General features: G+C 47.5%; 6 protein-coding genes. 1 reads left to right on the forward strand and 5 read right to left on the reverse strand.

The genetic code is table 11. The features are described 5' to 3' along the window. From QZT80_RS12160 to QZT80_RS12170, 3 genes are all read right to left on the reverse strand, one after another. Positions 1 to 325 (reverse strand): hypothetical protein (locus tag QZT80_RS12160; RefSeq protein ID WP_295122109.1); only part of this gene is annotated, 325 nt, incomplete at its 3' end. A gap of 29 nt (positions 326 to 354) precedes the next feature. Beyond that, the gene (locus QZT80_RS12165; protein ID WP_295122110.1) at positions 355 to 624 is read right to left on the reverse strand and encodes a hypothetical protein; all 270 of its coding nucleotides are present in this window, start codon (positions 622 to 624) and stop codon (positions 355 to 357) included. Between the two features lie 121 nt (positions 625 to 745). Further along, positions 746 to 2344 (reverse strand): ABC-F family ATP-binding cassette domain-containing protein, encoded by a 1599-nt coding sequence (locus QZT80_RS12170; RefSeq protein ID WP_295122112.1) that lies wholly within the window; start codon positions 2342 to 2344, stop codon positions 746 to 748. 271 nt (positions 2345 to 2615) lie between these two features. Between QZT80_RS12170 and QZT80_RS12175 the strand changes: the two genes are divergently transcribed. Further along, a complete protein-coding gene (locus QZT80_RS12175) occupies positions 2616 to 4298 on the forward strand; it encodes a helix-hairpin-helix domain-containing protein (RefSeq protein ID WP_295122114.1) in 1683 nt (560 codons plus the stop codon). Positions 4299 to 5598: 1300 nt separating this feature from the next. On the opposite strand, the gene QZT80_RS12180 is transcribed toward QZT80_RS12175, so the two are convergent. Both QZT80_RS12180 and QZT80_RS12185 read right to left on the reverse strand, forming a co-directional pair. Beyond that, the gene (locus QZT80_RS12180) at positions 5599 to 6513 is read right to left on the reverse strand and encodes a type IX secretion system membrane protein PorP/SprF (RefSeq protein ID WP_295122116.1); all 915 of its coding nucleotides are present in this window, start codon (positions 6511 to 6513) and stop codon (positions 5599 to 5601) included. Between the two features lie 50 nt (positions 6514 to 6563). Further along, a complete protein-coding gene (locus QZT80_RS12185; protein WP_295122118.1) occupies positions 6564 to 16649 on the reverse strand; it encodes a Calx-beta domain-containing protein in 10086 nt (3361 codons plus the stop codon). Positions 16650 to 16892 lie beyond the last annotated feature (243 nt).

A 16892-nucleotide genomic window follows, 5' to 3' on the forward strand; every position in this document is an offset into this window, starting at 1 on the left:
CACATCCTTTTAATTCTTTTAATTCAATAGCATATTCCGCACTCCACCAGTCCTTCACAAGAACAACTTCCTTTTTTTCATATTGATCCAATCCACCGGGTGTATATTCATCGCCTATAAAAATCAGTGGAAAATCACGTCCACAGAAGAACACCTGACTACCCTCCCTGTTCATTACATTGATCCAGGCGTCGCCTTCGTCGTTGGATGAATATTCGAGCTGGTTTTCGGTAACGAGGGTGTCGATGAAGTGGAGCCAGGCGGCGGGCTCATAATCATTCTCTGTATAGGTACAGGCGGTATTAATTGTTTCGGTCAGGTTCATGGTGAAATCTTTTCAATGTAAAGAATTGCTTACTGCTCGTTCTTTCTAAAAATGCGTTTAATTTTCCATATCCATTCTTTTTTTATGCCCCAAATCAGGAAGACGACACCCGTAACTGCCAGCGCCGGGGCGGGGATTTTGATCACCGAATTATAACGGCGCATGTCGTAATACTGAATAGAGCCGGCTTCTTTCAAAACTAATAGCAACGCCGAAGTAAGCAGGTATAATCCAATTAGTAAAACGATGATGTGGCCGTATTTTTTGCTCGCTTTTGTGATTGATTGTATCAGGGCCATTCTTCCATTTGTCTTGAAATAACGTTTACAAAAGTAGGCAATACAAAATTAACCTGTTAAGAGTTTAAAAGCGGAATAAGTGCTTACATAAAAAGGCAGTTCGCGGGGAACTGCCTTTTGGCTATTCTGCTAATTGCACTTCTTCTGTTATCCCCGCCTCCTCCAAAAAACCTGTATCATGCGAAATAACGATCAACGTTCCTTTATACCCGGCAAATATCTTTGCCAGCATTTGAATGTTCGTTAAATCGAGGTTGTTTACCGGTTCATCCAGAAAGATGATATCAGGCGTACGGTCCTGAAGCACCATACAACACAGGGCCAGCCTTAAGGTTTCGCCGCCGCTTAATACGGCGCAGGGTTTATCCCAACTGCCGGGCAAAAACAGGAAGTTGGCCAGCAGTGTGTGTACCATCGGCATTTCCAGTTTGGCGTCGTTAAACGCGACAGCCTGCTCCAGCACTGTCTTGTTTCTGTCTACGAGACTATAGTCCTGATCGAGCAGCAGCGTATTACAAGGTGCCAGTTGAATGTTGCCTTGTGTGGGGGCGATGTTGCCCTGCAGCAGGTTAAACAACGTTGTTTTCCCGCTGCCATTGCCGCCTGATACGGACAGGCGGTCGCCACTACGGATGGTAAGCGTTAAAGGGACAGTCCACAAAGCATGCCCCGGCCGGTAACTAAAATTGACCTCCGTTGCCTGCACCAGCACCTTACCCTGGGGCATAGGCGATTGACCGAAGTAACCTTTCATGATACGCTGCACCTGCGCCATAGCTGCTGCTTCCTGCAGGTTGGCCCGTAGTTCGCTCACTTTGGCTTTATGCACCTCTTTCAGTTTCGATGTACTTACCTCCGCTGCGTTCTTCCGCGAATTCAGTAGTATCTTTGGTCCACCGCTTTTTGCAGCTGTCCTCTTGGCCTGCGAGTCGGCCCGCTGCTTTCGTTCCATCGCCTGCTGCTGTTTTTGCCGGGCCTCTTTAAGGGCTTTTTCATGATGTGATAACTGGTGTTCTGCGGCCAATGCTTCCGATTCTTTCTGTGTTTCGTACAGATCGTAATTGCCGCCATACACTTTGACCCCATCTGCCTGTAACTCCCAGGTTGGTTCGCATACACGTAACAATTGCCGGTCGTGACTGGTGAGCAGCAACGTACATTTCGTGTGTTCCATCCAGTCGTACAGTTGCGCGCGGGCTTTGCGGTCGAGATGGTTAGTGGGCTCGTCCAGCAGCACCACCGGCGGATCAAATATATCTATCCCTGAAAGGAAAAGCCGGGTCTTCATGCCTCCGCTTAACTGCCGTAAGGGTTGATCTAAAGTAATACCTGCAATACCCCATTTCGCGAAAGCCTCTTCGCAACGGGCAGCGATGTCCCAGTTGTTCTCCAGCAGATCGTAATAATGCTGATTGGTGGCGCCGTTCTCCACTTCCTGCAAAGCGTTCAGTAATGGCGCTATGCCCAGGGCTTCTGCTACGGTAAGCTGGTTAAAGTGTCCGTAATGCTGTGGCACATAATGAAGCGGGACATTTACCCGTAAAACGCCTGTGTAGTTGGGTTCCTGGCCTGCAATCATTCTTAGCAGGGTACTTTTCCCTACCCCGTTGTTACCTACGATAGCAGCCTTATCACCCTTTTGCAGGGTAAAATTAACATCCGTAAAAAGTGGTTCGCCGTTGGGGGTGTTGTAATTGATATGTTGTGCGTTGATAAGCATGTAATGTTCGTTGTGGGTGGGAAATGAGGTGGATAGTCCATGGGCAGGATGTAAGTTTCATGTCTGTAATGTTTAATGAAAAAATGGTGTTTAATGAACAATCCTTACGGGCGGGGAAGCCTGTAATAAATCAGCGGGCGCTGTATATATGAGACGGGTTATAATTTCATGATGATGCAAAGGTAGGAATTCCGGGTAAATTGAACAAGTACCCCGCCTGTCTCTTTAGTACGGTGTTCCAACTTTTCCTTTTTTGCCCTAACTTTCCGCCATGGATAACTACGCAATTGCAGACAATTTCTCGCTCCTGGCCAAGCTCATGGACATACACGGCGACAATCCCTTTAAAGCCAAATCCTTTGCCAATGCAGCTTTCCAGATCGAAAAACTGACGGTCCAACTGAAAGAAACCACCCCCAACGACATATTCCGGATCAAAGGTATAGGCGAATCTACCGGTAAAAGCGTGTTGGAAATGCTGGCTACCGGCCGCAGTGCCATATTGGACGAATACATAGGAAAAACCCCGGCCGGCATCCTCGAAATGATGCGTATTAAAGGCCTGGGCCCCAAGAAAATCGCGACGATCTGGAAAGAAATGGAGATCGAGGACCTTGGAGAGCTGCTGTATGCCTGCAACGAAAACAGGCTGCTGCTGCTGAAAGGGTTCGGGCAAAAAACACAGGAAAGCATCCGCCAGAGTATAGAGTTCTTTTTATCGAACCGCGAACGTTTCCTGTATGCAGAAGTAGTATCGTTCGCTCAACAGCTGGAAAGCGCGCTGCAAAAACTGTTCGCTCCTGCACAGGTAGCATTGTCTGGGAGCTTCAGGCGTAACCAGCCGGTAATCGACGAACTCGATGTAGTGATCGCCGCCGGACCGGTGACCATACTCGACAAAGTAAAAGACCTGCAGGGGTTAACCATCCTCGAAAACACCGACAGTACCGTAATCGTGCGCCACGACCATGGCGTAAAGGTTACATTACACGGTGCCGCCCCACAATGGTTCGCACAGCAGTTGTTTATCACAACAGGTACAGCGGCATTCCTGGACAGCTTTTATGCCATCGCCGGCAGAGATGTCCTCACGGGCGTCAGCTCCGAGGAAGAGATATTCGCTAAAGCCGGCATGCAATTCATTGCTCCCTGCCTCCGCGAAGGCGGCGATATAATAGAGCGTGCTAAAAACCAGCAACTCCCTGTACTCATCGATGTAAAAGATATTAAGGGAATCGTACACTCGCACAGCCAGTGGAGCGATGGTCTTGAAAGCCTTGAAACCATGGCAGCCACTGCCAAAGAGAAAGGGTTCGAATACCTGGTCATCAGTGATCACTCCCGCTCTGCCTTCTACGCAAACGGCCTGTCTATCGAGCGAATAATGGCCCAACACCAGCAGATAGATGAGCTGAACGCCAGGCTTGCACCCTTTAAAATATTCAAAAGCATAGAGGCTGATATCCTTAACGATGGCAGCCTCGACTACCCCGACGAAGTACTGAAAACCTTCGACCTGGTCATCGCATCGGTACACTCTAACCTGAAAATGCCGCAGGAAAAGGCCATGGCGAGGCTCTTAAAGGCTATTTCCAACCCTTATACTACCATCCTGGGACATATGACAGGCCGCCTGTTATTAAGCCGTAACGGCTATCCTGTAGATCATGAAGCGATCATCGATGCCTGCGTGGAAAACAACGTTACTATCGAATTAAACGCTCACCCCCGCCGCCTCGACATCGACTGGCAATGGATATCTCTGGCTATCAGCAAGGGCGCGCTGCTCTCCATCGATCCGGATGCGCATGCTATCAGTGGCTATAACGATATCTATTACGGTACGCTGGCCGGGCAAAAAGGCGGCATGAGTAAAGCCGACAACCTCAGCAGCTTTTCCCTGGACGAGTTGGAAGCTTTTCTGGCGAAGCGACGTGCATTAAAGAACATATGATCCTGTATAGATAAGAAGTCCTGCAGTTGCGACTGCAGGACTTCTTCGTGTAGTATATCCCGCGAATGCGTTAGCTAACCGGAAGCCCCTGCAAAACGTTCCTACTTTGCGTTATCCGGAAACACTTTAAGCAAGCCCCATCATTAAAGGACATAAAAAAACCCTGCCGTACTACGGCAGGGTGATATATTCATTACGTGAAGTATTACCTGTTTTAATAATCAGCCCGACTTGACAATCAGGCTCTATTAATTTAACTAGTAATGCAAAGTGGATAAAATAATAGCCTAAGACGGTTTAAATGATAGGCATCTCCATTTTGCTATCAGATAAGTTAAAAAAACAAGAGCCCGACACGACCATCAGGCTCCTTCTATTTCTCCAATTTAGCTTAAGACAAAATTTTTATTCAGTAGATGTATCGGTAATCAGGTTGCTAGTACATTATAACTACTCAACACTTTAAACAGTATTACACTCTTGTCTCTCCTAAAAAAAACGGGAGCCCGACACGACCATCAGGCTCCTTCTTTTCTCCAATTTAGCTTAAGACAAAAACTTTATATCAGGAACGATAATTATAATATTGATGAGTTCAGAATTCGAACGCTACTTGTATAACACCTTTTACCACACAATTGTTTGACACTAATCTAAAAATCACATTGGCCTGATCAACCGCCGGATGTTATTTTCATCTTCTCACAAAATCATTTAAAGATCATCATTGTGTCGCTTATCCAAATCTAAAAAAAATAATTGAAAGTTTATTAGGAAGCCTAACTTTTTTATTTTCTTTTTTATCTCACCCTTTTTAATGATGTTGAAAACAGTGGCCCGATAGGACTATCGGGCCAATTAACCAAGTTAACTATTAAAAGACACAACTAATTCGAATTTAAATTATGTTGATGCCTGAAGCAACTCATCATCGCGCGATGTAGGAACTTCGAGACAGGCTATACAAAGCGTCTGTTTTAAATTGCCACCATAGCGGTAAGCAATCCCCAAATTCTGCAACAAGCAAAGAACATCATCCTGCCAGATTTCCCTCAACACCTAATCACTCATTAACAATCTTTAGGACCACTCTCTTTATATGAACGTAATTATTTCGGGTCTGGATTTAGATTCTCTAAAAAAAATATTCCTACAAATTACCTTATTAGATAATTCGTAGGAATATTATAATCAATAGTTAGGACTTCTAAGTGCGCTAAACTGTTATAGGAAAATCACTTAATGAGTAAAAAATTGAGAATATTAGGAGATAAAACTATCTGTTTTATTACCACTGCTTCTAAAAATAACGCTGCCCGAATTCCTGGCCCTTTTTCCAGGAGAAGCGATAGTTAAGCATCATTTCATGTGTGCCCGACTGTCCGCCTTTCAGGTATTTGGCCGAGGCGAAGTCGTAAGCATACGCAAACTGGAAGTTCCTGCTCACCTGCACCTGGGTAAAAACACCCATTGTTTTCTCCGTCCGCCAGGTGCCACCTACCCAAATCATATTCTTAATTAACAACGAAGCATTCAGGTCGGCCTGCACACCCGCCCCCTTTACCTGCCTTATCAGCAGCCCGGGCTTCACCTTAAAATCGTCATTTATATCGTGCAGATAGGCGCCATGCACATAAATAGCCCTTTTAAACTCCAGTTTGTTCACCGAAGTACCCATATCGAACTTCTGGAACGAGGGCGACGACAACCCGATCTGGAACTTCTCATTAAAGATCATGAACCCGAAACCCACGTCCGTTTTCCAGTAGCTCTGGTTCTGGCTGAACACGGGATCGTCGGTACCGAGGGACGTGTTATCCTCTTTTGTTTGTTCCATTCCCACCTTCAGGCCCATCGACAAGTACAGGTTCTCGTCCAGTTTTATCTTTTGAGCTACGTTGGCGTTAAGGCCCGTTTGTGTGTAAACCGTTATTTTATCCTGTATGGCGGTAAAACCAAGAGAGGTATTAGATGCCTTCAATGGGGTATAAAAAGCAAAAGTGGCCGTTTGTGGCGCGCCTTCCACTCCCATCCACTGGTTACGGGCCTGTAGCGTGGCGCTCGACGCACTGTCGGTAGCCGGATAAGCCGGGTTTATGATCATCGTGTTAAAATGATATTGCGACGTTTGCGCATTCTGCTGCGCGTTTACCTGTGCTGAAAAGCACCAGCAGGCGGAGCAGAGGATCAAAATCTTGTTAAGCTTTGTTTTCATTTTTAATAGCTTAAAATGTAACTAATTCTTTTTCGGTATACATTTTCGTCCTATCGTTTCAACACCACAAACCCTGTAGTCCGGTGTGCCTTGCCGTTATTATCGTATACAATCACTACGTAGAAGTAAGAGCCATCCGGCAGTTGGCTGCCCGCACCCATACCCGTGTTTGACTTGCCCTTAAAGGCGAACGACTGGTTATCGTACCTGTTCGATTTATATACCACTCCCCCAAACCTGTTCATCACTACTACTTCATGTTTCGGATACTTCAGGATGTTTTCGATCATCATTACCTCGTTTCCTTTACCATCGCCGTTCGGTGACAGGGCAGGGTGTACGCGGATATCGCCACGGTTGTCGTTTGTACCGCGACCATCGCGGATGTAACGCTCTGTAGCATCAGGCACACCGTCGTTGTCAGAGTCAAGGTCCAGGTAGTTCGGGATACCATCGTTATCAGTATCATCGTCTGTTGGATCGAGGTTTTTATTGATATCTTCTTCTCCGTCCGTCAATCCGTCGCCATCTGTATCGCAGGTGAGACAGAATGCATCGTCGTTCACAATTACACCTACACCCTTGTTCCATGGACCGATTGCCGGTACACTATGACCGGAAGGAACATCGGCTTTTACCAGTTTCACCGTAAAGAACTCATTCGCCTCTGGCTTTTCATCCCCGTTGATCGGTACGATAATGTCACGTTCCAGGGTCAGGGCAGGTATCACCATCGTTACGGTAGACGGATCAAAGTCCTCGCCTGCCGTTGCGCGGCGTTTATTCATTACAACACCTTCACCTTCAAATGCGTCGCTGAATGCGTAACTGAGTGTGATATCCGCAGAGCTTCTCCTGTTCAACTGTACGGTAAAGTGCATCGGACTGGTACCGCTGTTACCTTCGGTCACCTTCACAGAATCCTGTTTGAAGATGATGGTGATAGCGTCGTTATCGCGCACTTCTGTATTGGTAGTTATAGCTGTACCTCTTGCGTAGTAAGGCGTTGGCCCTGTAACGTAAGGCTGCAGTTCAAGTCTCACATAACCATTTTCATCATTGATATCATTATCCGCTACGTTCACCTGGAAGTCCACACTGGACGATCCCGCAGGTATCGTTACCACCAGGGACGGGCCGCTTGGGGTATAATTCCTGAATGCGTCGTGGTCCAGTGTGATAGTAACTGGCATATCTACCGGCACTACAGAAGATGATTTTAATGTAAAATGCACCGGATCACCTTCCGTTACGCTGGTTTCCAGCGCCGTCAACTCCATCGTGAGCAGATCATCGTCGCCGATGTTAAGCGTAGCCGAGTTAGGCGTACCAGCCTCCCACAGGATGCCAGTGAGTGCAGAGGAAATATTATCCAGTGTTACAATTACCGTTTCTGCACTTTCCTGTTGTGCGTCGTTGATCGGGTATACCGTGATAGTGGCGCTGTTATGACCCGCTGGGATCATCACGCTACCAGAGAGCGCAGTGTAATCGGAACCCGCAGTAGCAGTACCGGCAACCGCGTAATCCACTTTCACGTCCGCAGCAGCAGTGATGGCGCTGTTAGCGAATCTTACAGTAAAGTGACCGGCAGTACCAGGTTCGGCAGCATCGTCCACTTTAGTAATGATCACCCTCCTATCTGCCACATTTGCACTTTCATCGTCGGTCAGCAGCACAGTTACCGGCGTGTTATCCACCGTTACATTTACGGTATTACCATTCATGATCGTGGTAGCAGACTGCAGGCTTAAGCTGATATCCTCAGTTACCTCTACTATCTGGTCGTCTTTAACCGTCACATCCACATCCACCGAGTTTGCACCGGCCGGGATGGTTACTGTTGTTGCAGACACCACATCGTAATCGGCACCCGTAGTAGCCGTACCATTGATAACATAAGTTACCTGTACCGCTTTTGTTGCAGTGGCGCTGCCCGAAAGCCTGATACGGAAGCGGCCATTGGTGCCCGGCTCTGCCGCATCTGTCACTTTCTCTGCCAGCAATGTGTAAGATGGTACATCATCGCCTGGAATAAGTATAGAAGCACTGTTGATGGTAAACCCGGCAGAAGTACCTTCTATTACCAGGGTTTCATCGTCTTCCTCCGTATTATCCTGGATAGCCGTAATCGTGAAGCTGACTTCATTATCGCCCGCATTAATCGTAATAGTGGCAGGCAAACCGCTATAATCAGCCGCTGAAGCAGTAGTGGCAACACCAGCAGCCAGGTTAATCACAATCGGATGGTCCGCTGTAATACCGGCCGGCAGTTGCACAGTTACCTGAGCGCTGTTGCCTTCTTGCAGGGAAGTAGCGTCGATGGTTAACTGGATGTGCTGGTTAGCAGGCACCAGGCTGGTTGCATCATCTATTGTTACCGTGGTAGTGAGGCTTTGGGTATTACCGTAAACAGTAGCTGCGAGTCCGATCTCCAACGTTTCATTCGCTTCCAGCACATTGTCATCCGCAGTAGCGGTCAACGTAAAGCTCACTTTATTTACACCCTGCGGGATAGTTACCGTAGCAGGGAAGTTATATTCTGTAGCGGTCAGTGAAGAACTGGATCCAGCACCGCGCGACAGTGTAACCGTAATATCATCCGTTGCCAGTATACCCGCAGGCAGTGCTACCCAAATATCGGTAGACTCCCCTTCTTTAATACTGCTATGGTCCGGAGTGATGGTGAGCTCCGTATTATTTACATCCAGGCTGGTAACATCATTGATCGTAAGGGTGGCCGGATTAACCGTGAACCCGGTTACTGCACCTTGTACTACGATCGTTTCTGCTATTTCCAGCAAATTATCAGTATTTGTATTGATGCCCACCGCTGCAGATGCATTAGCACCAGTATTGATACGGATCGTTGCGGGCAGGCTGCTATGGTCCGCAGGAGTAGCCGTAGATGCAAAACCTTTGCTGATCGTTACATCTATATCATAACCTGCAGTGTAGCCAGCAGGCAGGCTCGCCGTAAGCGAAGTACTTGTGCCTTCCGACACGGTACCAGGTGTTACCGCCAGCGTGATAGCCGCTACATCATTATCTACTATATCAAGATCGATTGTTGATTGAGAGAAGGTATAACCAGATGCAGTTGGTACCAGTTGCAGTTTCTCCAGCAGTTCAATCACCTGGTCTGCAGATGCAGTCAGCGTGACAGAAGCATCCGCATCGCCAGCGGCGATTGTTACTGATGTCGGGATAGTGGCAGAGAAGTCTGCATCCACGGCAGCAGGTGTTACTGCACCTTTTGCAAGGTTGATTACCGTATTGCTCGCAGAGGTTACACCACCTGCGAACGCAAACGTAATCGTAGTCGAGCCGCCTTCTGTTACAGAAGCGGAGGACACTGTTACATCTATTACAGGCGTAGCTGTTGCATCAGTCACAGATACAGTGGCACTAGTAGAAGTGCCATAAAGCGTAGCATCTGCTACAACTTCCAGCGCTTCCGTAGCTTCAACACTTGCATCCGTATTAGCTGCCACATTAAACGTAGCACTGCTGCTATTAGCGGCAATCGTTACACTGGCTGGCAGCACATATTCTGATGCACCCAGTGTAGTGCCCGCACCACTGCTCAGCGCAATTACCAGCGGGGCTTCCGTAGTAATACCAACAGGCAGCGATACCGTCAGTGTAGTGTTACCACCTTCAGCAATCGTTACTGTAGCCGGACTAAGGGTGATCGCTGTATTGGCAGGGATCGTGCTGGTAACATCATCAATGGTTACAGTAGTCGCATTCACAGTGAAGCTACCCAGTAAACCTTCTATTACCAGGGTTTCTGATGTTTCAAGAATATCATCTGTAGCGGTTGTTATTGATACAACTGAAGATGCGTTTGCACCAGCAGCTATCTGGATCGTAGCAGGCAGGCTGCCATGATCACCAGCTGCTGATGTAGAAGCAGCGCCTTTGCTCAGCACCACATCCAGATCATAACCGGCCGTGTAGCCAGCAGGCAGGCTCGCCGTAAGCGAAGTACTTGTGCCTTCCGACACGGTACCAGGCGTTACTGCCAGCATTATCGCCGCTACATCATTATCTATTACGTCAATATCAATTGTTGATTGCGAGAAGGTATAACCTGAAGCGGTTGGCACCAGTTGCAGTTTCTCCAGCAGTTCAATCACCTGGTCAGCAGATGCAGTCAGCGTGATAGAAGCATCCGCATCACCCGCCGCGATTGTTACTGATGTTGGAATAGTGGCAGAGAAGTCTGCATCCACGGCAGCAGGTGTTACTGCACCTTTCGCAAGACTAATCACTGTATTGCTCGCAGAGGTTACACCACCTGCGAATGCAAACGTAATCGTAGTCGAGCCGCCTTCCGTTACAGAAGCGGAGGATACTGTTACATCTATTACTGGTGTACCCGTAGCATCGGTTACAGATACAGTCGAAGCAGCCGAAGTACTGTAAAGTGTAGCATCAGCTACCACTTCCAGTGTTTCAGTTGGTTCAACACTTGCATCCGTATTAGCTGCCACGTTAAACGTAGCACTGCTGCTATTGGCGGCAATCGTTACACTGGCTGGCAGCACATATTCTGATGCGCCCAGTGTGGTACCCACACCACTGCTCAGCGCAATTACCAGCGGAACTTCCGTAGTAATACCAACAGGCAGCGATACCGTCAGTGTAGTGTTACCACCTTCAGCAATCGTTACTGTAGCCGGAGTAAGGGTGATCGCTGTATTGGCAGGGATCGTGCTGGTAACATCATCGATGGTTACAGTAGTCGCATTTACAGTGAAGCTACCCAGTGAACCTTCTATTACCAGGGTTTCCGATGTTTCAAGAATATCATCTGTAGCGGTTGTTATTGACACAACTGAAGATGCGTTTGCACCAGCAGGTATCTGGATCGTAGCAGGCAGGCTGCCATGATCACCCGCTTCTGATGTAGAAGCAGCGCCTTTGCTCAGCACCACATCCAGATCATAACCTGCAGTGTAGCCAGCAGGCAGGCTCGCCGTAAGCGAAACACTTGTGCCTTCCGACACGGTACCAGGCGTTACCGCCAGCGTGATAGCCGCTACATCATTATCTACTATGTCAAGATCGATTGTTGACTGAGAGAAAACATAACTGCCGGAAGTAGGTATCAGTTGTAGTTTCTCTAATTGCTCGATTACCTGGTCAGGCGATGCTGAAAGGGTAATAGAGGCGGAAGTGCTTCCTGCCAGTATCGTTACTGAAGTAGGGATAGCTGCCGTAAAATCAGCATCTATCGCAGCAGGCGTCACCACTCCTTTTGCAAGACTGATCACGGTGTTGCTGGAAGAGGTTACCCCGCCTGCAAAAGTGAATGTAACCGTAGTCGAACCACCTTCCGTCACGGAGGTAGACGATACGTTTACATCGATCTGTGGAAGTGTAGTAGCATCTGCAATGGCAATAAGCGTAGACGCGTTTTCCACGTTGCCATAAACTGTTGCCTGTGCCGTCACATCCAGCTGCTCCGCACCCTCAATTTCACTATCGTTTTCAGCAGTTAATGTAAATGTGGCGCTATTGGAACCTGCATTGATCACCACTGTAGCAGGCATATCATAATCGGATGCCGCAATACCTAAACTGCTTCCTATACCGCTGCTCAGCACTACCGATATATTAGCAGCCGCCGTAATGCCTGTTGGCAATGATACGGTGATATTAGTGCTGCCACCTTCTGTAATGCTGGCCGAAACCGGCGTTAATGTAAGTTTGGTATTCAGCGGGTTCGTGCTGGTAACATCGTCAATGGTCAGTGTAGCCGGAACAACATTGAAACCTGTAACAGTACCCTCGGCAACCAGCGTTTCTGCTGCTTCCAGTACGTTATCGGTAGCGGTTGTTACGGTAACTGCGGATGAGGCATTGCTGCCCGCAGGTATTTGTATACTGGTTGGCAAACTTCCATGATCTGCAGTTGCAGCGGTAGAAGATGCTCCTTTATTAATAGTAATATCGATCGGATAGCTGGCCACCAGTGTACCTGGCAGTTTGGCTGAAACTGTTGCAGAGGTCCCCTCGTTTACTGTGCCTGGCGTAAAGCTCAGGGTAACTGGCATCGTAGCGCCTGTGTAATCTGCATCTATCACATCCAGGTCGATGTTGGTAATATCAAAGGTATAACCGCCGCCGGCAGATGGCGTGAGGCGTAATTTCTCCAGCAACTCGATAGTCTGGTCTGCGCTAGCACTCAGTGTTAAAGTGGCAGATGGATTACCAGCCAGAATGGTTACTGAGGCCGGGATAGCCACCGTAAAATCAGCATCCTCCGCAGCCGGGGTAACTGTTCCTTTTGCAAGGTTAATAGTTACATCAGTTGATGGTGCAGAAGGCAGGGTAAATGTATAGGTAATACTATTACCCTCTGTTACGGAAGCCGCTGGAACGGTTACTGCTATTTCCTGTGAGCCCACAGGATCTTCCACATACACAGCAACAATATCAAACTCGCCCGTTGTATAGTTCATCGCATACACCTGGAGCTCTTCGGTACCATCGCGCACCCCGTCATCAGTGGTGGTTACGTCAAATGATACGCCATTAACACCAGGAGGAATAGTTAAATTAGGCGGACAAACAAAATCAGTGAATGTAGCTGAACCAGCAGCCACATCATCAATATAATAATTCATACCTGTACCGGTATATACACCGGCAGGCAGGCTTAAAAAGAAAGTAAATGTTTCACCTTTTTTAATGGTCGACTGAACGGGTGTAAGTTTTAATGCCTGTTTGGTGAAATCATCGAGCGTATTATCTGCAATGTTTATTGAAGTAGAATTATCAATGAAATTAGTAGCAGATGCCTGCAACGACAAAGATTCCGTTATTTCCAGCGAATCGTCCAATACAGGTGTAAGATAAAAATCTACACTGTTGGTACCCGCCAGAATTGTAACGGTAGATACTAAACCGCTAAAGTCGCCGGTACCTGCTGTAGAACCTGGATCGCGGGTAATGGTTACAGGCATGTCGTTGCCTGTGATAGCACCGCCTGGCAAACTTACCGTCACCTTCACGGGTGAACTGATTTCGCTCACGTTCGGATTGTCGGCCACAATTGAAATAGGCTGACCGGGGGCGCTGTCGTCGCCTTCTATCCTTAACTCTACATTCGGAACGCTAAATGTGTAACCTGCCGCTGTAAAGGAAAGTCTGAGATTTTCAATCGCTTCGAACAGGTTATCGTCAATAGTATTAAATGTATAAGTAACGTTTGGCTGATTAGCCAGTATAGTTAATGATGTAGGGATGGGTTGCGTGAAATCCGCATCAACCGCCACATCTCCGGTACTGATATCACTTAAGGTAATTACCACCGGGGTCGTTTCTGTATAACCATCTAACGTAAACGTAAGTGTGCTGGAAGTACCCTCCAGTATCTGGGCAGGGCTCAAACTCACCAGGATGTTTTTAGACGGCGGCACCACAACGGTATTGGTATCTAATACTGTAACAGCACCCATCGACTGCGTTTCGGTATAACCGAAATAATCGATAGAAGCCTGTATATTCAGCGTTTTAGTACCATCTAATAAAGCATCGCCATGGAACACTACATCAAAGCTGGTATAGCTTTCATTTTTCTTGATCAGGATGGTAGCCGGAATGGTGTATTCAGACGGGTCAAGGTCGGGCGAGGTAGCCGTAAGTGTTACCACCATATCCTGTTCCGGCATCAGCCCTGAGTTCAGGTCGATGTTGACTGTCATGGTTTCACCTTCATTGTAGGTGTATGTCCAGGTATTAAAGGTGAACGGTCTTAACGCAGGGTTGGGCGACTGAAGATCTTTCACTTCAACCGTTACCGGTGTTACCGTAAAACCGGTAGCCGTTCCTTCGAGTATCATTTGCTCTGTAGGCTCGTACCGGTTATCATCTTCAAAAGTTAAAGTACCTGTAACCGAATGTTCGCCCGGAGCAATGTAAACGGTGGTAGACAAATAATTATAATCAAAGTTATCTGCCGTAGAAGCAGCTCCCCTGTTAATAGTCACCATGATCGTTTCACCAGCCACCAGGCTGCCTGGCAGGCTGGCCGTAAAGGTGACTGTTTCATCCTCGTTCACTGAAACTTTATCAACAGTGAGGGTGATGGACATACCAGGAGTATAGTCGTCATCTATAATATGTGAAGTACTTCCGTTTATGGTAAAGCCATTGGACACACCACCAAACGCAAACTCTTCCAGCAGCTCCAGTTCATTATCATCCGCTGTTGCCAGGTTATAGGTAATGGAGTTGGTGTTGGCAGGTATCACTATATCTACAGAATCGGTAGGATCAATGTTAAAATCTTCCAGAAGTGTAGTGACATGCGAAAACGCGACCCTTACAGTTACTGGTTCTTCAGAAGTAACTCCGGTGGGCAGTGCTGCGGTAAGTACCACATCGCCGCCTTCTGTTACATCGGGAGCCGAAAGGGTAATTACCTTGTTAGCAGGAATGGTGCCGGTAACGTCTGTAATCTTCATATACACCGCAAAAGTTTTTGGCAAACCTCCTACGGTAGCTGTAGCCACCAGCTGAATAGAATCCACAACTGGTTCCAGTATATTATCGGTTACTGCGGTAAAGTTAAAGGTGGCCTCTTTACTACCCGCCGGAATAGTTACGGTGAATGGGAACGTGGATGGCAGGTAGTCGCCCGCTTCCGCATTACCCAATCCACGGTTAATTGTCACTATTAAAGGAGATGATGGCGCCGGACCGTTCAACTGCACTTTTATGGAAGTAGTGGCACCTTCGGCCAGGGTGGTAACAGTCGGTATCAGTTTAATATCAGCGGCATCATCATCTTCAATGGTGTAGGTAGCTGTAGGATTGGGTCCCATTACAATATAAGGCGAACAATCGGTAGATAACGTAAGCCGGAAAGTACGGTTGGCTTCAATAATGCCATTGCCTTTTATTAATATATTACTAAGGTCAATTTCTGCCGGGGTAATATTATATGCACCACGCGGAATAATAAGGCTACCCAATACTTCATAGTCTGCACCCAATACAGCCGGATCGGCCCCTTCGGGTGTACAAAGAATTTTAACTAATAACGGAACCCCCACGATACCATCTGATATCCTGAGTTTTAAGCCGGTCAGCTTATGGTCGAGTTCTGTTTCAAAATCACCGGCACTGTCTACGGAAAATCCGATTACGGGCGGGAAGTCCTGGTACTGAAATGCGTCGAATACGGGTTCAGAAATATCAACGCTGGCAAAATCACTGTTCTCAAAACCTACCAGTATTCTCCTGTTCCTGATCTCATCACCCGGCAGGCCTGCGGGCAACGCATCTACTTTAATGGCTTTATGTACTGTAATCCCTTTCGATTCTACTGGCACCATCGATGCGTTGGTAATATCCTGAAGGCGGTAGCCATTACCCACCTTTACATCTCTAAGATCGTCCTGGGCAGCAAAATAAGAAGTAAACCCAGTAGCGGTTTTAAATACGTGCGCACCAGAAACGGGTGAGCCGCAATCTCCGGCGTCTTTATATACACCTACTATCGTGGGCAAACTAACGCCGGCACGATAGGCATCCATTGTCACATCGTTCAATTTGTAACCCAGGCCGCAATCTGCCCCTGCAATGGCAGAGTGTTCAGATAAATATAAATGTACCCAGGCCGGCTCCGCTCCTTCTGGTCCCAGCACTACCTGGTCCAGCAGGAAGTAAGCATTCCCCTGTACATATGTAAGTATGGTCTGAAACGTATATTGTTTGCCATCCTGGTCGGGCGCGTACGAAGTGGTAATCACCTTCCATGGATCACCTGCTGTACCCGTACCGGAAATGGCCGATATATTACAGGCCTTCAGGTAATGCGGGGTGGTAGAAGCAGCAGCCGTCAGGTAAGGTTCAATAATAACATAGGTGCGAAGGCCTCTGTCGTAAGCCGGATCGGCCGGATCCAGATTGGTTTCCCAATGCCCGTTCTTTTTAACCAGATATCCCGTATCTGTAACTACGATCATTAACCCGTCCGAAGCGGTATTACCACCGGTTGGATTGATAGTAACGGAAGGTGCCTGCGCCCTGGCCTGTCCGGCCAGCATCATCATGCCCGAAATTAAAAGCCATAAAGGCCAGGTGCGCAGCTTGCGTGCGAGTAGAATTTGTTTCATAGGACAGGATAGGAATACTGAATAATGGTTAAATGATATTACCTATACTAAATTTTTCTCTGTGTACGTTGTATATATCAGCCTCCCTCCTCCTTTCAACCGTTCACTCATTCTTCTGGGGAGAAAAACCCGGGGCGACTCGTTAAGCCCACCCTTATATCTTATTTTCTCTCAATTATTTACTTATGCTATCAGGTACGGCGATCTATAATATGCAAATAGGGATTACGCTTTTTCCTGTCT

The sequence above is a fragment of the uncultured Chitinophaga sp. genome (assembly GCF_902168175.1).
Classification (GTDB): Bacteria; Bacteroidota; Bacteroidia; order Chitinophagales; family Chitinophagaceae; genus Chitinophaga.

What these genes read in the sequence shown, in the direction of transcription:
- QZT80_RS12165 (WP_295122110.1), bottom strand. Translation starts at nt 624, where the DNA reads ATGGCCCTGATACAATCAATCACAAAAGCGAGCAAAAAATACGGCCAC.
- QZT80_RS12170 (WP_295122112.1), bottom strand. Translation starts at nt 2,344, where the DNA reads ATGCTTATCAACGCACAACATATCAATTACAACACCCCCAACGGCGAA.
- QZT80_RS12175 (WP_295122114.1), top strand. Translation starts at nt 2,616, where the DNA reads ATGGATAACTACGCAATTGCAGACAATTTCTCGCTCCTGGCCAAGCTC.
- QZT80_RS12180 (WP_295122116.1), bottom strand. Translation starts at nt 6,513, where the DNA reads ATGAAAACAAAGCTTAACAAGATTTTGATCCTCTGCTCCGCCTGCTGG.
- QZT80_RS12185 (WP_295122118.1), bottom strand. Translation starts at nt 16,649, where the DNA reads ATGAAACAAATTCTACTCGCACGCAAGCTGCGCACCTGGCCTTTATGG.